The 21,055-nt window shown below is 32.1% G+C and carries 16 protein-coding genes and 1 pseudogene; 9 read left to right on the plus strand and 8 right to left on the minus strand.

Going from position 1 to position 21,055, the window contains the following annotated elements:
- A pseudogene (locus tag B0A64_RS12100) lies at positions 1-859 on the minus strand (reverse transcriptase domain-containing protein); the annotation flags it as partial.
- A gap of 468 nt (positions 860-1,327) precedes the next feature.
- Between B0A64_RS12100 and B0A64_RS12105 the strand changes: the two are divergent.
- Positions 1,328-2,032 carry a DEAD/DEAH box helicase family protein gene (locus tag B0A64_RS12105; protein ID WP_089479780.1) on the plus strand — a complete coding sequence of 235 codons (705 nt, stop codon included), beginning with the start codon at positions 1,328-1,330 and terminating at the stop codon, positions 2,030-2,032.
- A gap of 341 nt (positions 2,033-2,373) precedes the next feature.
- On the opposite strand, the gene B0A64_RS12110 is transcribed toward B0A64_RS12105, so the two are convergent.
- Positions 2,374-2,688, minus strand: coding sequence for a hypothetical protein (locus B0A64_RS12110; RefSeq protein ID WP_089479781.1), 315 nt, complete (start codon positions 2,686-2,688; stop codon positions 2,374-2,376).
- A gap of 287 nt (positions 2,689-2,975) precedes the next feature.
- Here B0A64_RS12110 and B0A64_RS12120 point away from each other — a divergent pair, with 287 nt between their 5' ends.
- The 4 genes from B0A64_RS12120 (at position 2,976) to B0A64_RS12135 (ending at position 9,569) form a co-directional block, all read left to right on the plus strand.
- Positions 2,976-4,586: a T9SS type A sorting domain-containing protein gene (locus B0A64_RS12120; RefSeq protein WP_089479783.1), complete on the plus strand. Its 1,611-nt coding sequence runs from the start codon at positions 2,976-2,978 to the stop codon at positions 4,584-4,586.
- 385 nt (positions 4,587-4,971) lie between these two features.
- Positions 4,972-6,135 carry a DUF2931 family protein gene (locus B0A64_RS12125; protein WP_089479784.1) on the plus strand — a complete coding sequence of 388 codons (1,164 nt, stop codon included), beginning with the start codon at positions 4,972-4,974 and terminating at the stop codon, positions 6,133-6,135.
- 144 nt (positions 6,136-6,279) lie between these two features.
- A complete protein-coding gene (locus B0A64_RS12130; protein WP_089479785.1) occupies positions 6,280-7,443 on the plus strand; it encodes a DUF2931 family protein in 1,164 nt (387 codons plus the stop codon).
- A gap of 2 nt (positions 7,444-7,445) precedes the next feature.
- On the plus strand, positions 7,446-9,569 hold the full coding sequence (locus tag B0A64_RS12135) for a phospholipase effector Tle1 domain-containing protein (RefSeq protein WP_089479786.1): 2,124 nt from the start codon (positions 7,446-7,448) through the stop codon (positions 9,567-9,569).
- A gap of 73 nt (positions 9,570-9,642) precedes the next feature.
- On the opposite strand, the gene B0A64_RS12140 is transcribed toward B0A64_RS12135, so the two are convergent.
- The 3 genes from B0A64_RS12140 to B0A64_RS12150 all read right to left on the minus strand — a co-directional run bounded on the left by B0A64_RS12140 (position 9,643) and on the right by B0A64_RS12150 (position 11,737).
- A complete protein-coding gene (locus B0A64_RS12140; RefSeq protein WP_089479787.1) occupies positions 9,643-10,029 on the minus strand; it encodes a secretion protein in 387 nt (128 codons plus the stop codon).
- Between the two features lie 375 nt (positions 10,030-10,404).
- Positions 10,405-10,812: a T9SS type A sorting domain-containing protein gene (locus B0A64_RS12145; RefSeq protein ID WP_089479788.1), complete on the minus strand. Its 408-nt coding sequence runs from the start codon at positions 10,810-10,812 to the stop codon at positions 10,405-10,407.
- Between the two features lie 511 nt (positions 10,813-11,323).
- Positions 11,324-11,737: a T9SS type A sorting domain-containing protein gene (locus B0A64_RS12150; protein ID WP_089479789.1), complete on the minus strand. Its 414-nt coding sequence runs from the start codon at positions 11,735-11,737 to the stop codon at positions 11,324-11,326.
- A 448-nt stretch (positions 11,738-12,185) separates the two neighbouring features.
- Between B0A64_RS12150 and B0A64_RS12155 the strand changes: the two genes are divergently transcribed.
- From B0A64_RS12155 to B0A64_RS12170, 4 genes are all read left to right on the plus strand, one after another.
- Positions 12,186-13,058, plus strand: coding sequence for an AraC family transcriptional regulator (locus tag B0A64_RS12155; protein ID WP_089479790.1), 873 nt, complete (start codon positions 12,186-12,188; stop codon positions 13,056-13,058).
- A 213-nt stretch (positions 13,059-13,271) separates the two neighbouring features.
- Entirely contained in the window at positions 13,272-15,308 is a 2,037-nt protein-coding gene (locus tag B0A64_RS12160; protein WP_089479791.1) for a M13 family metallopeptidase, read from the plus strand.
- Between the two features lie 738 nt (positions 15,309-16,046).
- Positions 16,047-16,916, plus strand: a complete 870-nt coding sequence (locus B0A64_RS12165) for an alpha/beta hydrolase (protein WP_089479792.1) — start codon at positions 16,047-16,049, stop codon at positions 16,914-16,916.
- Positions 16,917-17,002: 86 nt separating this feature from the next.
- Entirely contained in the window at positions 17,003-17,512 is a 510-nt protein-coding gene (locus tag B0A64_RS12170) for a hypothetical protein (RefSeq protein WP_244285399.1), read from the plus strand.
- Positions 17,513-17,581: 69 nt separating this feature from the next.
- On the opposite strand, the gene B0A64_RS12175 is transcribed toward B0A64_RS12170, so the two are convergent.
- The 3 genes from B0A64_RS12175 to B0A64_RS12185 all read right to left on the minus strand — a co-directional run bounded on the left by B0A64_RS12175 (position 17,582) and on the right by B0A64_RS12185 (position 20,956).
- Positions 17,582-18,493 (minus strand): hypothetical protein, encoded by a 912-nt coding sequence (locus tag B0A64_RS12175; protein ID WP_109746165.1) that lies wholly within the window; start codon positions 18,491-18,493, stop codon positions 17,582-17,584.
- Positions 18,494-18,757: 264 nt separating this feature from the next.
- The gene (locus tag B0A64_RS12180; RefSeq protein WP_089479795.1) at positions 18,758-19,726 is read right to left on the minus strand and encodes a TerC family protein; all 969 of its coding nucleotides are present in this window, start codon (positions 19,724-19,726) and stop codon (positions 18,758-18,760) included.
- A 213-nt stretch (positions 19,727-19,939) separates the two neighbouring features.
- The gene (locus B0A64_RS12185; RefSeq protein WP_089479823.1) at positions 19,940-20,956 is read right to left on the minus strand and encodes a glutamine synthetase beta-grasp domain-containing protein; all 1,017 of its coding nucleotides are present in this window, start codon (positions 20,954-20,956) and stop codon (positions 19,940-19,942) included.
- Positions 20,957-21,055: the final 99 nt, after the last annotated feature.

The following is a 21,055-nucleotide window of genomic DNA, read 5'->3' on the forward strand; positions in this document are numbered from 1 at the left end:
GTTCTGTAATTACTGCTTCATCAAATGGTAACATATAAATATTCGCTAATAAAGCACTAATAGGTAATCCTTGAGGGATTCCAATTAGCTTTCCATCTTTATGTTTTTGGTTTTTATAAATTACAATATTAGAATCTATAAGTTCATTAATATTTTCAAAAAAGGTATTTTTCCCAAGTTTTTTATACTTCGATAATTTTTTTTCGTCAAAATGATTTTTGCAGGTTTTTAAATCATTAAGTTTTACATATGAAAAATTGGTAGTTGCTTTAAAAATATTGTAATGATCTTTAGGTAAAGATTTACATCCAATAATTCGAGCCCAAACTAATTTTAGAAGTTTATGATTTAAGCTGGGAAAAAAATTTTCGATATCATAAGCTAAAACTACGCAATGTCCTCTTTTTTTTACTTCATCAAAGATATCTTTTGCAAAATGGACATTATTTTTAAATTTTAAATTATCGTCTGTTGGAATTTGTCTGTAACCTGAAATCGCTTGAGAAAGGTTCGTATTGTTTCTTAATATTTTTTCATATTCAGGTGTTATTATTTTTTGCGCGTAATAAGAAAAAATATGTGAATCTAAATGACTTGAATACAGTATTTTTCTAATTTTTGTATTTGAAACAATTTCATTATCCTTTTCGCTTTTATGAGAGCGTCTAATGATACCTTTTATTTTACTTTTTTTGTATCTTCTTTGTTTAATTTCTTTGAAAATGAGTGGTAAAAACGAGTGTTTTGCAACTTTTGATTTGTTAGATACATATGTCTCACAATTTTTTCTTACTGATAAAGGTGTTCTATTTGAAAAGTGAGGATATCCTCGATCTTTAAACCAATCTTTTGTTGTCATATAAAAAGTAGAGTAAAAAGTTCTCGCGCGGATTTTATAACAAAATAAAACTTACATCTCTTATATTAAAGATTGAACCATTAGCCGATTCTCGACTCCCGCTGTACTTGTACGTATATTTATCTATAGAATCTGAACTCGTAATATATATAATTCACAAAGTAATTATGAACTTAATCTCACTCGCTTTCTCTAAAGGGAAACATAGAATTTCTAGATGCTCCTGGTACGATACCATATTCCAATTTCTGAGATTATCAGTAATTAAATTGATTTCTTTACTGATAATTCAGAAATTGTTCCAATTTACTAATCCACATATTTGATTTATTCCCCTGAGGTCTGGATTAATTGAAACTTATGTTTACAATAGTTCGCAACAAATGTTTTATTTTTTTAACTAAAGAACTTCTTACTCTTGGGTAAATATAATAATTTATTAATATTTTTACTAAAAAATACATCTGAATGGTTAAATTAATTAATGCTTTCAAAGTAGGGGATATTGTAACCTTTAAAACACATCCTTTGTTCTATAATTCTTATATTAAAGGTGATGGTAAATATGTTCCTCCTATAATGATGATTAAAGAAGTTTTTTTTGAGAATAAGAAAAAGAAAACTTTTGACGAAGCTAGTAAAAAGGAAATTGCAGAATTAATCAAATATGTTTGCATTTATTTTGATGATAATAAGAGTGAGTTTTTAGAAGTACATCTTTATGAGAAAATGCTTGAGAGTTTTAAAAAACTTAAATTTAGTAATATTAATAGTAACAATGGAGATGATACTTCTGACGTTATAACTGAAATTTCAAATTATCCTGAAAAACCAGAATATGTTTACGGTCAAATATTATATTTTAAAACTAAAAAGTTGGAGATTTTGAAAAAAAGATCTTCGATTAAAATTACTAAAGATAAAAGTAATAAAGACAAGATAAGTGTAAAAGAGATAATTCAATATGTTGTAAATTATGCTACACCGGACTTTGTTATATGTGGCTTTAAAATAGAAGAACACAAAGATTTACATTATAAGGATGGAAGTAATAAAAGATTGGTTTCTACAGAATCGGTTAAAATTAAATGGTTTAATCCTATAAATAATAAATTTAGCGAATATTATTTACCGATTGAATTTTTTACTGATATCAAACCATTTAATAATTAAAAAAAGGAGTTTATACCAGATATATAATAAAAAAAAATCAAGTTGACGCGCACGAGCGGGACGCTCGCGCCAGCAGAACAATAAAATTTCATGCTATTTGTCATTTCGACGAAGGAGAAATCCCCACGAGAAGCTCGATAAAGATTGAACTTTCGTTGCGGAGTTTCTTGCGAAGATTTCTCCTTTGTCGAAATGACAATATTGTGGTTATTTTTAATAAAGTTCTATAAAAGTTCCGAAGGAACTAAATATATTGTAGGGATGGATTTTAATCCGTCCATGGCAAAGAAATTCCATAATCAAAATAAAATTCATTTGAGCCACCAAAAATCATCAGAAGATTATTCATTAACCATTTCCCCAACATAACTCAAAAACTCAAATTCATCCAAAGGAAACATCTGTACAACAGTTTCAAGAATCAAACTTACATTTATAGAATCACTTTTTTTCTCTTCGATTTTATGCATATCGTGATCTAGCGCCAAAATGCACAATTTTATCATATCGGTAATGACGCAACCTAGTTCTAGATAATTGACAATCTTAAATTGAACTGTGTAAGTATTTTTATCCTTTGTTGGTTTTAGGGTTGTAAAATATTGGGAGGTTAATTTTTTAAATCTTGCTAATTTTTCAATTTCATTTGTTTCCATGGCTTTTCGTTTTTAAGCAAAAAATAATTAACCACAAAACGAAGGATTTTCGTTTACCGATTTGCGACCCCGCCCTCATAATCCACAAAGAAAACTTATTCGACCATTTAATGGAAGCTACAAAGGTTTGTTCGCTTGGTCAGATTACTTCGGCATTGTTTGAAGTTGGCGGGCAGTATAGAAGGAATATGTAGCATGCTTTTTTTTTATTTAATTTTTTTATTTCAAATATTTAATATTAATATTACAAATCAAGAGAAACTATTAATAAAATCTAAACTTATTTAATGAAAACAAAACTACTTTTATTTCTTTTTGCTTTTTTTATTTCAAAAATCAACGCACAGCAGATGATTTATGATTTTTCGCCTGGAATTGCTCAATCGTTTAAAAAATTTGATCAGAAAATTTATTTTGAAGGATATGATACAAATAATGGAAGAGCATTATGGCAAAGTGACGGAACTACGGATAATACTTTTTTATTCAAAGATACGCATGATCGAAATGATAATATTTCTACAATAAAAACGGGATCTGCTGTTATGAATAATACCTTTTATTTTATTGCGTCTGATGAAAATTCTGCAGGTGAAATATGGAAGACAAACGGAACTGATGAAGGAACTGTAAAAGTTACAAATTTTCTTAACGGGCGTGTTAAAACACTAACAGTGGTAGGAAATTTTATATATTTTTTAATAACAAAAGAAGACGATAAGTTGGATGTTTGGAAAACGGATGGAACAGATTCAGGAACTGTATTGGTTAAAGAAATTTCATCTATATGGAATATTCCTTCTTTTGAAGGACAATGCAATAATATGTTTATGTTTTCAATTCAGCCAGCCTGGACAGGCAATTCAAGAGTATGGAGGAGTGACGGAACTTCTGCAGGCACGTTTCCAGTAAGCGAAGAAATGGATGGTAATGGTTCAGGATTGGTGGGAGGTATAGGAGGAACTAGTATTTTAACTCAGTTTATCACGTATAATAATAAACTTTATTTTGCCAGTAGATATTTTTTATTTGAAACTGACGGAACAGTAGGAAACACAAAAAAAGTTGCAACTGTAAGAAATACGTTTTTAGGTGGGTTAGTTGATTATGATGATGTTATAGTTGTAGATAATAGTTTGTATTTAATGTTTGTTTCTCAGAAATCTTTTATAAATAGTATAGGAAATATAAGCATACTAAAGTTTGACACAACAAACAATACAATTGTTTCAGTTTATGAGAAAAATATCGATAAATATTTTTTTGCCTCAAATCTAACCAGAATAGGTAATTCTCTAGTTTTTACTACTTCAAATGCAACTGAAGGAACAGAGTTGGTTTCTTTAAATTTAGCTGATAATGTAGTTTCTAATATCGGACAGATGGCAGCAGCAAATGATTTACAGGCACCCGGGCTTGCTCTAAGTACTACTCTGGCATCGACCATAAAATTTAATGAAAATCAATATTTTATTCATGCTGGAATAGATAAGGATAACAATAGAAAAGGCTGGATATATGATTTGAATCTGAAAACTTTAGAAAATATTAGTAATCTGGATAATGTTCGATTACCTTTTGAATTTAATAATTATTTGTACTATACTAAAGATGGTAAACTTTGGAAATATAGCAGAAATTTAAGTAATCCATTAATTGAAAGTAAATCACCTTTAGTATTCTTTCCAAATCCTTCAAATGCTTTTGTAAATATACAGACTGAAAATAATAATGAAGTTGAAAGTGTACAGATCTTTGATTTGAATGGAAAATTACTAAGTAATAAAGCTGATTTTAATGATAATAAAATTGATATAACCAGTTTAAATCAAGGAGCGTACATTTTTAAAGTCAAAGTTAATGGAACTGAAATTTCAAAGAAAATTATAAAGAAATAAAATTTAAATCATACACTTTTAATAGCAGAAACCTCTCAGATTTTGAGAGGTTTTTTTTTGAAGTAAACTGAAATAGTACAAGAATAAATACTCAAAATTTTGATTTAGTTTAAGAGTTTAAAAAGACAAAAACAGGGTAGTTATTACAATAGATTTTATAAGAAACTAAAGAGCAGAATGTCTTATTGTATTGTTATAAAAACTTATTGTGGCTGTTTTTAGGCTCACATTGGTTTTAATTTACTAAACCTTCTTCGCAATTTATTTTTTTACCTCGTCAATATATTCGATAAAAAATAGAATAACGGATTTTTTAAATCTTAAAAAGCAGTACAAATAGCTTAGTGATAAAAATTGCTAATAAACAGCTATAAAATCCAAAATCATGAAAAAAAGAGAACTATATCTGCTGTTACTTCTGGCAATAAATACCCTGACGATTTCCTGTCAGGAAAAAAAAGAAACTAATTATGCTGTAAAACAGGAGGCAAAAGACACACTTTATATGAAAACAAATTTTGAATGGCAAGAAGGCTTAAGCTGCCCGTTAGGATATCCTATACAAGTATACAGAGGATGGCTGGAAGGCCCAAAAGTATCAAACGGAGTAACCGAGAGACCTAATAGCAGTACGAGTATTTATGGCTTTGGCACAACTACAGGTATGGGCGATTGGGGAGAAAATTCTTCAGGCATGAGTATGGGCGAAAAACCAATCCCCCAAAGTCTTTATTGTATCTGGTACTCGTATGTCGAAAATATTATGTACCAAATAGATACTGAACTCGATTATACTAAAATGGTTAAACTCTTTAATGAAGGTTTTCAAGATACTAATCGAAAAAGAGGAAAAGTAATGATTACTTATAATCATATTACCATAGGTTTTGCTCCTGGTGGTGTGGTAGTGGTTTGGTTGCAGGGAGCTGAAAAGCAAGTAGAAATCGGACGTTATCAGGGGTATAAAACGGTAATAAGCCCCAAAGAAATAGCTTCGCTGGACAGTCACGAACGCTTGCTGTTTGATCCTGCCGATTGGGCACGCACCCTGAAAAATCCTAAAATTATACCGCCGGAAATACAGGTGGCCAATAAAAACAAACCCATCCCGTACGGACTTTGGGATAGTTATCGTAAAAAATATTGCTGGCGACCTACTTTTGCATTTATGAGAGAAGGAAAAATGAATAATACTTTATCGTTTGATATGTTCAATGGTGAAAGAGAAACATTGTTAGATAATGAAATTATAGAGAATCAATACCTTGAAAGAGCAATTTCAAAAGGTTTATATACAGGCTGGTGGGATAAAACAGGGCAAGGTTATGGAGGAAATATTTACTTTGACGAGAAAGAAATTTTTGAAGCTTTTAATGAGCTACACAAAAAAAATCCAGAAGTAAATATTGACTTAGAAATCAAAATAAATGCTGGTAGTAAAAATTTAGGAATAACACTTAAAAACGGAATTAAGGCTATAGACCTAAAGAAAAGTAAATTGGAAGTTTTTGAATCACGTTCATTAACAAAGAAATACGTTAAAGAATAATAACTATGGAGAGATCACTTGCATACAATGATGGGAGCAGTCAAGATGAGATAAAAGCAGAAGACTTACACCTTGCTGTTGGTATGTCTATAAAGGATGCAATAAAAAATTAGGATAGAACCAATAGCTATAAAAACAAAAAACATGAAAAAAAGAGCACTATATATACTGTTATTTCTGGCAACAAATACTCTGACAATTTCCTGTCAGGAAAAAAAAGAAACTAATTATGCTGTAAAACAGGAGGCAAAAGACACACTTTATATGAAAACAAATTTTGAATGGCAAGAAGGCTTGAGTTGCCCGTTAGGATATCCTATACAAGTATACAGAGGATGGCTGGAAGGACCAAAAGTATCAAACGGAGTAACCGAGAGACCTAACAGCAGTACGAGTATTTATGGCTTTGGTACAACTACAGGTATGGGCGATTGGGGAAAAAACTCTTCAGGTATGAGTATGGGTGAAAAACCAATCCCCCAAAGTCTTTACTGTATCTGGTACTCGTATGTCGAAAATATTATGTACGAAATAGATACTGAACTCGATTATACCAAAATGGTTAAACTCTTTAATGAAGGCTTTCTAGACAGTAATCGGAAAAGAGGAAAAGTAATGGCTACTTATAACCATATTACTATAGGTTTTGCTCCTGGAGGTGTGGTAGTGGTTTGGTTAAAAGGAGGTCAGAAAAATGTAGAAATCGGACGTTACCAAGGGTATAAAACAGTTATAAGCCCCAAAGAAATAGCTTCGCTGGACAGTCACGAACGTTTGTTGTTTGATCCTGCCGATTGGGCACGCACCCTGAAAAATCCTAAAATTATACCGCCAGAAGTACAGGAAGCCAATAAAAATAAACCCATCCCTTACGGAATTTGGGATAGCTACCGTATAAAATACTGCTGGCGACCTACTTATGTGCTTTTGAATGAAGGCAAAATACAGGATGAATTATCATTTACGCTGTTTAACGGGGAAAGAGAAACTTTGTTAGACGATGAGTTCACTCAAAATAAATATCAAGAAAGAGCAATACCTAAAAGTTTAGGTATTGGTTATTGGGATGAAAATGGACAGGGTTATAGTGGTTCTTTTATTTTTGATGAAAAAGAAATTTTTGCTGATTTTAAGGAATTGTATCAAAAGAATCCTGAGAGTAATATAGATCTTGAAGTCAAAATAACGCCAGGAAGTGAATATTTAGTCGCAACTCTAAAAAACGAAGTTAGAGCTACACCGCTTAAGAAATTTAAAACTGTAGTTTTTGAGTCAACAATGGTTACTAGAGAATATAAAAAAGAATAAGTATGGAGAGATCATTTGCATACAATACAGGGGGCAATGAAGATGAGATAAAAGTAGAAGACTTACATCTTACTTTTGGGATCTTTATAGATGGTACACTAAACAATAAGGACAATACGGATATGCGTACTATTTACAGCCGTACTGATAAAGAGGGTAAAATAGATTACTCGAAAGGGAATGAGGAACTGGAGAGTGACGATAAAAAAGAATATAAAAAAATAAAAAACAAAGGTCGAATAGAGCAACTACTCTCGAAGCGTGACAAAACTCCTGAGGAGCAAAGAGAGTTTGCTGCTATTGATGAAAAAATAAAATATCTCGTGGCGTCTTACAGAGTACCGCTAAACGAGTTTGGTCTCGATCGCATGGGTACAGACAACAGTTATAGCAACGATTATACCAATGTGGCACGCATGTGGCAATGTTGCGAGCAGGAAGAATATGCTATTTATGTACCGGGTATGGGTACAGATAACCTGATGCGAGACAGCACAGATGGTTTTGCTTTTGGGTCCGGACAAACCGGCATACGTGCCAGAGTACGCTATGCTTGTGAGCAAATTGCGGATAAAGTATTGGATAAAATAAAAGAGAATGATCAAAAAGTAAAACTAACCAAAATTACAGTCGATATCCTTGGCTTTAGTCGTGGTGCTGCGACTGCCAGAAATCTGGTTTATGAGCTTAATCTGGACTCTGGTTATCAGGAGGCAGTGCGAAAAGAAATTCCGTGTGGGATAGAATATCGGGAAATGCAGGGTTCTGCATCGACCAGAATGCGCCGTGTTCAAAAAATGAGAACCTCCTATGTCGATGTTGATAATTATGAGATAGACAATACTCTTTTAAAAAATGGGCAATTACCCAAAATGGGACATTTAGGTTATAGTTTACTTAAAAAAACTAAACTTAGTTTTGAGGATTTGAAAAATATCGAAATAACAATTCGGTTTGTGGGGATTTATGATACAGTTTCGTCTTATTATGAGCAAAACGGTATTTGGGATCATTATGATGCTTACGGAAATGTAAAAGACGAAGGATTTAAGTTTTTTAAATTTCAACAAAAGTATTTTAATGATGATATAAAGGAGCTACATCTTAATGATCTAACCCGGATAAAAAGTGCAGACGCTACAATTAGCCCAACGCTAAACAATCTGTACTGCCAGAAAGTAGTGCATTTTACTGCCAAAGATGAACATCGCGAAAATTTTGCCCTCACCCGAATTAAACAAGTAGAAGGCAGATGTATCGAAAAAAACTTTCCGGGTGTACATTGTGATATTGGAGGTGCTTATATGACCGAAAAAGAAGAGATTGATGAAATAGGAACAAGTTTAAAAGATAAATATTATGTATCTGTTTTTCCTAAAGGAAGTATTTTTTTAAAAGAAATAGAGGGACTTGACCTTTTGAGAAAAGATTTAATGAGACAATATTGGTATACAGAACAACAGATTAAGGTAAAAACACAATGGAAAAGTTTTCCTGTTGTTTATGAAAAACTGGTAGGAACCCGTGGTAATAAAATAAAAGGAACTGACGATCAGTATGAAGGTCTTAAAAAAGAATACAGTTATATCCCGCTGCATTTTATGGAAACCTATGCCAGAAGTACATCAATGAAAGAGCACTTTATAGAGCAATCGAGTATAAAATTTCCGTTGGATAGTTTTCTAACCAATGTCGAGAATTATTTAATGCCTTATGCTCTCGATGAAACAAACCGGATTCAAGAATGGGATTTTATTACTGATGAAGAAATTGAAAAACAAAGAATCGCAAAGAGCGAAAGACAAAAATTAGAAACGGAGATAAAAAGCATAGACCAAAAGCTAAAAGAGCATACCTACGAATATGAAGGTCTAAAAAAAGTAACCGACAACTTAAGGGTAAAACAGTATGAACCTAAAATAGATTTTGGTACACTTAAAATGCCTCAAGAAATTACTGGACAAAAAAACGAATTAGAACCTACAGAATTGAGTGAGGTTAATGTTATGTCCTCTAATTCTCAAAAAATGCTGCGCCAATTAAGAAATGAGTATTTGCATTGGTCATCAAACAGAGATTGGTTTGGTATGCAGCCCAATGATGACAGAAAAAGAAAAATGCATTAAAAGTAACTAGAATAAAAAAAAGCATTCGCGGCGGCGAATGCTTTTAATTTTTTTGGGCAAAAAAGGGTGAAGATTAACGGCGAAATGAAGGACTTTCGTTTACTGATTCGTCTAGCTTGACACTTTTTAATTTTTTGGCAGAAACCGCAATTTCGTGTTTCGCAACTTTACCATTTTCTTTTACCTCTAAAACATAAGTTCCTGATGGTAATCCTTCTAAACTTATTGTTTTCGAAATCTCTAATTCGTTTGTAGCAGATTCTCCTGTGTAAACTAAATTATTATTTTCGTTGTAGATAGTAAAAACTGATTTCTGGATTGTGTTCAAAGTAAAACTAACTACTTTTCCATTCCCGGTTTTTATATTCAAAATATAATCCCCTTTTCCATCAATTGCATACGTAAAGATTGTTGTTAAAAATACGGCAACAACTAAGCCCATTTTGGTAAATTTTGTCATGTTTTTTTTAATTGTTAATTACTATTTTTGGAACGCCCAAAACTACAAATTGAAATTTAATTTTATGCAAAAAAATCACTTTTTTTCGTATCTAAATTGCTGAATTAAAGATGTTTCTGTGTTTTATCTGAACTATGTACGTAAATACTGGGCTCTTGGATGTTTTTGAACTGCTTTTTTTTAAGGGTTTAAAAATCATACTGTTATATTTATTAAGAATAGTTTTCGAAAAGCAAATTACTAAAATGTTTAGTAAAATTTTAGGCATAAAAAAACAGCTCAATAACCACAATGAGCTGTTCTAAAAACGATTATTCGTTTTAAACTTTACTAACTATCTAACTCGATTTTTATACGGTATGCAGTATAACTTTTTTAGCGTACGGCTACGCTTGTATTTTTTGCAGAAAAACCTGCTTTGTAAACTGATGAAACCGCTTTTGATGATAATTTTGTAGCATCATCTGTTATTGTAATTTCATGTCTTACTGTTTTTACATTATCTTCAACTTCAAGGAAGTAAGTTCCTTCTGGAAATTCTTGCAGATTAAAAGTTCTTAATATCCCTTCTTTACCTGAGGCATTTTCAGAATAGATTAAACTACCGTCTTTATCATAAATCGCCAGGGTAGCTTTTTGCACCTTATTAAGAGCAAACGTAATAAGCTTTCCATTCGCTTTTAATACATGAAGATTAAAATCTTCATTCCCGTCAATTGCATACGTACTCATTCCTGTAAAAAGCACTGCACATACTAAACTTAATTTTAAAATCTTTTTCATGACCTTTGTTTTTTAGATTAATAGTTCTAATTCTCTGATGCTAAATTACTTCGGATATTGATTTTTTTTCACAACTCTATTTTCTAATTTCGATGCTGTATTCTCATTTACGAAAGCGTTATAGGTTAAAGTTTGAATTATTTTTTGATATTTTGTTAATTCAGTTGTTATTTTTCAATTTTTTGTAAATATTAGCATAATGTAAATTAATCCTGCTTTCTTACAAAAGTGCGTTTTGATAAAAATTTAAAAATAAAACACACAAATTTTTTAATGCTTATATAAACACAAAGTTCGCAGAGCTCATAATTGATATAGCTTTGCGAACTTTGTGTTTATAAGGCATAATCCGAATAAAAATCCTTGGCACTTTTTACGGTTAATTTTAAATTAAAATAAGGCACAAAAAAAAACAGCTCAATAACCACAAAGAGCTGTTTTAAAACAATCACGTTTTTAACTTTACTAACTATCTAACCTCATTTTTATACTTTATGAGAGTATAAACTTTTTATCGTACTGCTACGCTTGAATTTTGAGCAGATGAACCTGCTTTATATGCTGACGAAACTGCTTTTGATGATAATACAGAGGCATCATCAGTAATTGTAATTTCGTGTCTTACTTTTTTAACACTGTCCTCAACTTCTAAGAAGTAAGTTCCTGCCGGAAACTCTTCTAAACTAAAAGTTCTTAAGATTCCTTCTTTACCTGAAGCATTTTCAGAATAGATTAAAGTACCATCTTTATCATAAATACTTAAACTCGCTTTTTGTATCTGATTTAGAGCAAACGTAATTAGCTTTCCATTCGCTTTTAATACATGAAGGTTAAAATCAGTATTTCCATCTCCATCAATTGCATAAGTGCTCATTCCTGATAAAAGTACTGCACATACTAAACTTAATTTTAAAATCTTTTTCATAGGGCTCTGTTTTAAATTGTTAGTTCTAATTTTCTGATGCTAAATTACTCTGAAGATCAATTTTTTTACACAACTCTATTTTCCTATTTCGATGCTGTATTCTCATTTACGAAACCGTTATAGGTTAAAATTTGAATTATATGAGGTGTTTTTGTTAATTAGGTTATTATTTTTCAATTATTTATAAATGTTAATATTTTTAGAAACATCTAAAATTCTTACATAAATACCAAATCTATATAAAAACAGTAGATTAAATATGATATCCTGAAAAAATCAATCATAAAAATAGTAGTCGTATAAAAAATACCTCAATTATGATAATTTAGGTATTGATATCATGCTCATTATTATACAAAATCCTCAATTGCGAAACCGTTATAGGTTAAATTTTAAATTATAATAGGTGATTTTGTTAAATTTGCTATTATTTTTTAAAGATTTTATCATGAAGACAATCGCCCCCGCTCTTGAAGTGATATCTAACTCATACGGAAGTTCTTTTACCTATACCAAACATGCCGAAAAGACTAATATTAAATCTCATTTATGGCATTATCATCCTGAAATCGAGTTGGTTTATATAAACGGAGGCGCCGGTAAAAGACAAATAGGAAGTCACGTTTCTTATTATACCAACGGGAGTTTGATTTTGATAGGTGCAAATTTGCCACATTGTGGTTTTACAAACGAACAAACCGGGAACACAAACGAAACGGTGATACATATTAAACCTGAATTTTTAGGAAATGAATTTTTTGTAGCGCCTGAAATGAAAAAGGTTCAAAATATTTTGAAGCAATCAAAAGGAGGAATTGCTTTTGGTGGTGAAACAAAAAAACAAATTGGCAGGAAGATCGAGATGATGGAAAACCAACTTCCATTTGAACGTTTGCTCACTCTCCTGAGTATTTTAGATGAGCTGGATTCTTCTGAAGAATATACGGTACTTAATGCTGATGGTTTTTCGCTTGAATTGCAAACACAGGATAATGACCGTATCAATGTTATTTTTAATTATGTCAAAGATCACTTTCAGGAATCAATCGCGATAGACGAAGTTTCAAGTCTGGTGAGTATGACGACGCCTTCTTTCTGTCGTTATTTTAAAAAGATTTCGAATAAAACATTTACAGAGTTCGTCAATGAATATCGTTTGGTACATGCCTCAAAACTATTGGCAGAAAAACCAATAAGTATAAATGAAGTATGCTACGAAAGCGGATTTAACAATTTTAGTCACTTTAGTAAATCATTTAAACAGTATACCGGTAAAAGCGCTTCGCAATACCGTCACGAACACAAAATCATTATAAGCTAAAAAAATTGACTAGGCTTGAGTATAGTCAAAGGCTTTAAAATTTTTGCCACGAATTACACCAATTATTACGAATTAATATTTTTCATTTGCTTAGAAAAAATTAGTGCTAATTTGTGCAATTAATGGCAACTTTTTTTTGGTATTTAAAATTTGAATTTTTTTTCATTCCTGAGTTATAAAAATTATATTTACAGGAACAAATTTTATAACCAAATGAATTTATTTAGAAAACCAATCGCATTCCTCCTTATCGGAATGACTTTTTTTAGCTGTAATAAAAAAGAAGCAGCATTTTCAGATCCGTTAATAACCAACCGTGACACAACGGTAAATCCTGCAAATGATTTCTTTACTTATGCCAATAATGGCTGGTTCAAAAAAAATCCTATTTTGTCTACAGACAGTAATAACGGAATAATGAGAACTGTTATGGATACTATTAACGGACAAATTAAAAGTATTTGCGAAAATTCAGCCAAAGATGAATCGGCTCCAAAAGGAAGCAACAAGCAAAAGATTGGTGATTTTTATGCTTCAGGAATGGATACAATTGCGATCGAAAAAGCAGGATTGTCTCCTTTAAATACGGAGATTAAAAAGATCAATGAAATCAAAGATATTTCAGGATTAATCAATACCATTGCACATTTGCAAACTGTAGGAGCAGAGCCTGCATTTTCATTTTATGTAGCACAAGATGATAAAATCAGTACAAAATATGCTTTGTTTTTTGGACAAGGCGGTTTAGGGATGAAACAAAGAGATTATTATCTGGACTCGGATAAACGTAATGTCGAAATTCGTTCTGCTTATTTATCACATCTTAAAACGATCATGCAGTTTACAGGCGAAGATGAAGCAGTTGCTGCAAAAAGTGCCGCAACGGTTATGAAACTCGAAACAGAACTGGCAAGATCATCCCGAAAATTAGAATTACTACGTGATCCTGTAAAAAACTACAACAAACTTACAGTAGATCAGTTCAACGCTATCACACCAGATATCGATTGGAAAAAAGTACTGCCAATTTTAGGAGTTACAAAAGCAGATTCTGTAATCGTAGGACAGCCGGAATTCTTTAAAGCATTAAATACAACCATAAAAAATTATACCCTAGAAGAGTGGAAAACCTACCTTAAGTGGAATGTTGTAAGTGCTTATGCGCCATATTTGAATGCAGCTATCGAAAAAGAAAATTTTAAATTCTATTATACCATCATGAATGGCGTGTCTGCCCAAAAACCACGATGGAAAAGAGTAGTACAACAAACAGATGAATCTTTGGGAGAACTGGTAGGTCAGGTGTATGTTACGGATTATATGCCAAAAGGCGTAAAAGAAAAGTTACTTGAAATAGGCAACAATATTAGAGATGTATTTGCTTCGCATATTAAAAAACTGGATTGGATGAGTGAAGCAACCAAGCAAAAAGCATTATACAAGTTGAGTAAAATGGTTATGAAATTGGGCTATCCGGACAAATGGAAAGATATGAGCCAGCTTTCTGTAGATCGAAAATCATATTGCGCAAATGTAATGAAAGCCAAAGTTTGGGAGTACAAATTTATGATCAACAAATATGGTAAACCTGTTGACAGAAACGAATGGGTAATGCAGCCCCAAACCTACAATGCTTATTATAATCCGAGTAATAACGAAATTGTAATTCCGGCCTGTAATATTATTGTACCGGGTTACGAAGGTCGTTTGCCGGACGATGCGGTATTGTACGGGATAATTGGTGGCTCTTTCTTTGGACACGAAATTACACACGGTTTTGATGATCAGGGAAGTCAATATGACGAAAAAGGAAACCTGAACAATTGGTGGACAGCAGAGGATTTGAAAAAGTTTAAAAGTAAAACACAGCTAATCGTAGAGCGGTATAATAAATTTACGGTATTGGGGAAACATGTAAATGGTGATGCAACGCAAGGAGAAAATATTGCCGATTTGGGCGGAGTAATTATGGGCTACGAAGCGTTTCAAAAAACAACACAATTTAAGAATAACGAAAAAATTAGCGGATTAACTCCCGATCAGCGTTATTTTCTGGCGTATGCGTATTCCTGGATGATTAACAGAAGAGACGAATCGAAAATTAATCAAATCATGACCGATGTGCATTCGCCGGAACAATTCAGGGTAAATGGACCATTGAGTAATATTCCGGAATTTTATAAGGCATTCAATGTCAAAAAAGGAGACAAAATGTACCAAGCCGATAGTTTAAGAGTCGTAATCTGGTAAGAAATAAAATTTAATTCAATTAAAAACCATCAGCTGCGGCTGATGGTTTTTTTTTGCCATTCTGTAGAGCTATTGGGATAAAAGTTTTTTTAGCCACGAATTTCACGAATTTTCGCTAATTAAATTCGTGCTAACTCATGAAATTGCTTTATTAGCTTACTGTCTTTTGGGTTGTGACACCTTTTTTCTCATCACAAATAACCCACAATACAATTAGTGAAAATTAGTGTAATTCGTGGCACCTTTTTTTAAAATCATCTTAATCTATGGCTATTTTTTCATTACAAATAACCCACAATACAATTAATGAAAATTAGTGTAATTCGTGGCACCTTTTTTTAAAATCATCTTTAATCTATGGCTATTTTTTTCATCACAAATAACCCACAATACAATTAGTGAAAATTAGTGTAATTAGTGACACCTTTTTTTTTAATCATCTTAATCTGTGGCTATTTTTTTCATCATAAGTAACCCACAATACAATTAGTGAAAATTAGTGCAATTCGTGGCACCTTTTTTTAAAATCATCTTAATCTGTAGCTATTTTTTTCATCACAAATAACCCACAATACAATTAGTGAAAATTAGTGCAATTCGTGGCTCCCTTTTTTTAAAATCCCCTGGAAACAATAAAACAAATACATAATCTGACTATCAAAAAAACAAGTGAGATTTTTCAGATGATTTATTTGGAAAAAGGTATATTTACAATCCCTAATCAGAAAAAAGATAACTATGAAAAACTTTAGAATTTTAGTATTTACCGTTCTTTTATGCGCTTCTTCGATGAGTTATGCCGCAAAAGTAGATACTTTACAAGTTGCAAGTGCAGCCATGAGCAAAACCTACAAAGCTGCAGTTGTTTTACCTAATTCGTATGCAAAAAGCAAATCGGCATTTCCGGTTCTGTATTTATTGCATGGTGCTTACGGACATTTTGGCGATTGGTTAAAAAATACGCCAAACAAAAAATTAGTTCAAGGTCTGTCAGATCAGTACAATATTATTATTGTAATGCCCGAAGGAGAAACGTTTAGTTTTTACCTGGATAGTCCCGTAAATAAAGGAAGTCAGTTCGAAACTTTTATAACACAAGAAGTCATCCAGAAAGTCGATAAAACATATCGCACGATAAGCAATAGGAGCGGAAGAGTAATTACCGGACTTTCGATGGGAGGGCATGGTGCTTTGTATCTGTCTGCCAAACATCCTGATTTGTTTTGTGCCGCCGGAAGCATGAGCGGCGCAGTAGATATGAGTACGATGCTTAATCGGGAATCATCTGCACAGGTAGTAAAATTGATGCAGCCGGTTTTTGGTGACAAAAGCGACAGTTCAGAGATGTATGCGCAATATGCCGTTATGGGAATGCTGGACAAACTAAAGGCAAATAAGTTACCATTGATTATAGACTGTGGCGTTGATGATTTTTTGATAGAACCTAATAGAGAATTACACCGTAGATTGGTGTATAATAAAGTAGAGCACGATTATACAGAACGTCCCGGAGCTCATACCTGGGAGTATTGGGAAAATTCTTTGCCTTATCATGTGTTATTTTTTAATAAAATATTGCTTAAAAACCAGCAGATTACAAAAAAATAGCAGAATATTTTAACAAGAAGTTATTAAAATACTTTTTTTGGTTTGGTTTTTGGAATATCTTTATAAATCTTAAAAAAATAAATATTATGAAAAAGATACTTACACTTTTTGCAGTTGTTGGACTGCTAGCATTTTCGGGATGTTCAAAGGATAATGATGTAGATAATGATACAATTAGTTACGTTTTTGAAGTAAACAATGTTAATTTTGCTAACAATGGAGATGGAATATTACAAAAATTTAATACTTCAATTTATTCAGGTGATGTAATTTTGGTTTATAGATTAGTTGATGTTATAAATGGTCGTGATGTATGGAGACCAATTCCTGAATCGTATTATTATGATAATGGTACAGTACATTTTACTTATAAATTCAATTTTACTCAAGACGATTTTGAAATATATCTTGATGGTTTTGAATTGAATACTATTCCAGCTAATCTAAAATCTAATCAAACATTTCGTATTGTGATTGTTCCTGGCGATGATGGATTTAATACTAAAAAATCAGTTAGTAAACCTGATTATTCAGATTATAATGCAGTTATCAAGAAATATAATATTGATGATAGTAATGTTAAGAAATTAAACTAATCATTTCGATTAGAAATAAAAAAGGAGATCGTGAGATCTCCTTTTTTTATGTTTATTTTAAAAATTTAGCTAGCGACGACCACCACCAGAATTATCAGGCACACTTACATTTAAAGAAGGATCAAATGTTTTTTCTGTTAATGTTATAGAATATAAAATCATTGTGTGACTATTTGTTGGTATTGGTAATCCATAACCTTCAGTAGCCATTGTTGGATGTAATGATAGTAATAATGCTTTTTTTTCATTTATTGGAGAAAATTGAAAAGACACTTCTTTTGTTACTTCAATATTACTATCCAGAGTATATGCTCTTATGTAATTGACATAATCATTGATAAAATCTTTTATATCATTTAAATCTTCTCTTTCGCAAGAATCTTGAGTTTCACCACCCGTACGACCCGGAGGAATGATAATTCCATTATCTTTTAATTGTGCATAAAGCGTTGGATATCCACTACTATATATTTTATCTAAGGAATGGCGGTTATCATGAAATTTAGCTTTAATAGTTATTTCATAAGTTGTATTTCTTTTAAAAGGATATTCAATCGAAATTGCGGAACCTCTTTTTTCATTTTGGTGAAATACTCCTCTTGCAACGTTGACTTTTTTTCCTCTATTGCTTGACATTAGTACTAATGCTCCATAATAAGGATTCTGATGAGGTACTCCATAGCCTCTTACAAGATATCCGTTATTTTGTGGGGCAGGGTTAGGTCCGTAAACTCCAGCATCTGTTTCGTAGGTTTTTCCGGATTCCATATACCTTGTAACTGTACAACCACTCTTTGTAGAACTGGCGACACCGTAATTAAAATTTATGAAAGTTGATTGTTCTGAAGTTTTCGAAGTTAAATCGTTTGCTTTTTCTGTTTTTTCCGGAATATCGTATACAAATATGGACTTTTTTGGTTTTGACCCGTCGGTAATTTCAGAGTAATATTCTATATCTCCATTAATAATATATAATTGCATTGGGTTATTGAGTGACTGAGTTTTTGAAGTCAACTCTTATTTATTGTCACAACCAGTGATAATAAAAATGAATACTAAATAAAGGGAAATTCTTCTCATAATAAATGGTTTAAATAGTTTATAATGAGGTAAATGTATCTAATATAAGTATATAGTCTTATTTTTTATGTTAAATTGTAAGATTATGTTTATTTTATATGATATTGTACAACGAAAAAGGAGATCGTAAAAGATCTCCTTTTTATAAAATAGATGTTCAAAAGTTTATTCCTCTATTGTTGAAGTTTCTTCTGCGCTTTTGCCATATTTTAAAGAAACCAAAATTCCCACTAAAAGCGAAAGAGCTATAAATGCAAGTGATGTCCATTCAGGTACATGAACATAATCGTGAAGAATCATTTTTAATCCCACAAAACCTAGTATTGCCACCAGACTGTATTCCAGGAAACTGAATTTTGCCAGCATATTGGCTAAGAAAAAGTACATAGAACGCAATCCTAAAATAGCAAAAATATTAGAGCTAAATACCAAAAACGGATCAGAAGTAATGGCTAAGATTGCAGGAACACTGTCTACAGCAAAAAGAACGTCCATAACTTCGATCACGATCAAAGCTACAAATAGCGGAGTAGCTGCTTTTTTTGCTGTTTTGGTAGAAATAAAAAACTTCTGACCGTCCATTTCAGACGTAATCGGAATAACTTTTCCTAGTGTTTTGTATACAAAAGAATCTTTTGGCTGGAAATCATCATCTTCTCCGGAGAACAGCATTTTTATAGCAGTAAAGATCAGGAACGCACCAAATAAATAAGTAGTCCAGGTAAATTTATTGATTAGCATAACACCAAAGAAAATCATTAATCCACGAAATACTACCGCACCAAGGATTCCCCAGAATAAAACGCGATGTTGGTATTTTTGCGGTATTTTGAACGATGCAAAAATAATCGCAATTACAAAAATATTATCAACACTTAATGAAAGTTCGATCAAATATCCTGTAATAAACTTCATAGAAGCCACGGCAGGTTTAAGATTATCAGGATTTGCAATATAATCTGTAGTATAAAGCCAGTAAATAACCCCTGAAAACAAGAACGACAATGTAACCCAGATAAGAGTCCATTTGCTTGCTTCTTTAGTACTTATAATATGAGGGTTTTTATTAAAAACACCCAAGTCTAAAGCAAGGATAAAAACTACGGCTAATAAAAACAAAATCCAGACTATCATAATACTTTTTTTAAATGATTTACAAAGATAGTTTTTGAAGTTTAACTTAAAAATTTATTATAGAAAATAACTTTCAAATTTGAGATAGTTTGTCACATTAAGTAAAGTCGAAATGCCTCAAAGGTTCTTGACTGCGTTCGAACTGAGAAATTGAATAAAAAAAAAAGTGCCATCGTTCAAGAGGGCACTTTTAGAATATAATCTAAGCTTGAATTATAGCGCTGATTTTACAGTTTTGATAATTCTTGCAGCAATTTTGTATGGATCACCGTTTGAAGCTGGTCTTCTGTCTTCAAGATATCCTTTCCATCCTTTTTGAACAGTGTATAAAGGAATTCTGATTGAAGCTCCTCTATCAGACACTCCATAAGAGAAATCATGGATAGAAGCAGTTTCGTGTTTACCGGTTAAACGTTGTTCGTTGTAAGCTCCGTAAACCGCAATATGTTCTTCGACAACAGGACGGAAAGCTTCGCATATTTTTTCGTAAGTAGCCTTGTCGCCACATGTTCTTAAAACTTCGTTAGAGAAGTTGGCATGCATACCAGAACCATTCCAGTCAGTATCTCCCAGTGGTTTTGGGTGATATTCGATATAGTAACCATATTTTTCAGTCAAACGATCTAATAAGTAACGGGCAACCCAAATTTCGTCTCCGGCTTTTTTAGCACCTTTAGCGAATAATTGAAATTCCCATTGTCCACAAGCAACTTCTTGATTGATTCCTTCAAAGTTAAGTCCGGCAGCAATACATAAATCAGCATGTTCTTCTACTAATTTTCTTCCGTGAGTGTTTTTTCCACCTACAGAGCAGTAGTACATACCTTGTGGAGCAGGATATCCTCCAACAGGGAAACCTAATGGCAATAAAGTTTTAGTATCCATGATGAAATACTCTTGTTCGAAACCAAACCAAAAATCATCATTATCATCATCAATTGTAGCTCTACCGTTAGAAGGGTGAGGAGTTCCGTCAGCATACATAACCTCTGACATTACTAAGTATCCGTTGATGCGGGTAGGATCCGGATAAATTGCAACAGGAACTAACAGACAGTCTGAAGATCCACCTTCGGCTTGTTTTGTAGAGGAACCATCAAATGACCAATTTCCAAGTTCTTCTATCGTTCCTTTAAAATTTTCGTGATCTTCAACTTTAGTTTTACTTCTAAGATTTTGAGTTGGTTCATATCCATCTAACCAAATATACTCTAACTTAATTTTAGCCATAATAATATAAATTAATTTTTTTGTTTTTTTTCGTTGGGTCAAATATAGATTTATTTTTTTAGCCGTAAAAATTAGGGGGCTGTTTTGTTTAGCTGAGTA

Origin of the sequence: Flavobacterium araucananum (assembly GCF_002222055.1) — a bacterium.
Taxonomy (GTDB): Bacteria; Bacteroidota; Bacteroidia; order Flavobacteriales; family Flavobacteriaceae; genus Flavobacterium; species Flavobacterium araucananum.

Excerpts from the sequence above, each read along its gene's own strand:
- B0A64_RS12105 (WP_089479780.1), top strand. The coding sequence starts at position 1,328 with ATGGTTAAATTAATTAATGCTTTCAAAGTAGGGGATATTGTAACCTTT.
- B0A64_RS12110 (WP_089479781.1), bottom strand. The coding sequence starts at position 2,688 with ATGGAAACAAATGAAATTGAAAAATTAGCAAGATTTAAAAAATTAACC.
- B0A64_RS12120 (WP_089479783.1), top strand. The coding sequence starts at position 2,976 with ATGAAAACAAAACTACTTTTATTTCTTTTTGCTTTTTTTATTTCAAAA.
- B0A64_RS12125 (WP_089479784.1), top strand. The coding sequence starts at position 4,972 with ATGAAAAAAAGAGAACTATATCTGCTGTTACTTCTGGCAATAAATACC.
- B0A64_RS12130 (WP_089479785.1), top strand. The coding sequence starts at position 6,280 with ATGAAAAAAAGAGCACTATATATACTGTTATTTCTGGCAACAAATACT.
- B0A64_RS12135 (WP_089479786.1), top strand. The coding sequence starts at position 7,446 with ATGGAGAGATCATTTGCATACAATACAGGGGGCAATGAAGATGAGATA.
- B0A64_RS12140 (WP_089479787.1), bottom strand. The coding sequence starts at position 10,029 with ATGACAAAATTTACCAAAATGGGCTTAGTTGTTGCCGTATTTTTAACA.
- B0A64_RS12145 (WP_089479788.1), bottom strand. The coding sequence starts at position 10,812 with ATGAAAAAGATTTTAAAATTAAGTTTAGTATGTGCAGTGCTTTTTACA.
- B0A64_RS12150 (WP_089479789.1), bottom strand. The coding sequence starts at position 11,737 with ATGAAAAAGATTTTAAAATTAAGTTTAGTATGTGCAGTACTTTTATCA.
- B0A64_RS12155 (WP_089479790.1), top strand. The coding sequence starts at position 12,186 with ATGAAGACAATCGCCCCCGCTCTTGAAGTGATATCTAACTCATACGGA.
- B0A64_RS12160 (WP_089479791.1), top strand. The coding sequence starts at position 13,272 with ATGAATTTATTTAGAAAACCAATCGCATTCCTCCTTATCGGAATGACT.
- B0A64_RS12165 (WP_089479792.1), top strand. The coding sequence starts at position 16,047 with ATGAAAAACTTTAGAATTTTAGTATTTACCGTTCTTTTATGCGCTTCT.
- B0A64_RS12170 (WP_244285399.1), top strand. The coding sequence starts at position 17,003 with ATGAAAAAGATACTTACACTTTTTGCAGTTGTTGGACTGCTAGCATTT.
- B0A64_RS12175 (WP_109746165.1), bottom strand. The coding sequence starts at position 18,493 with ATGCAATTATATATTATTAATGGAGATATAGAATATTACTCTGAAATT.
- B0A64_RS12180 (WP_089479795.1), bottom strand. The coding sequence starts at position 19,726 with ATGATAGTCTGGATTTTGTTTTTATTAGCCGTAGTTTTTATCCTTGCT.
- B0A64_RS12185 (WP_089479823.1), bottom strand. The coding sequence starts at position 20,956 with ATGGCTAAAATTAAGTTAGAGTATATTTGGTTAGATGGATATGAACCA.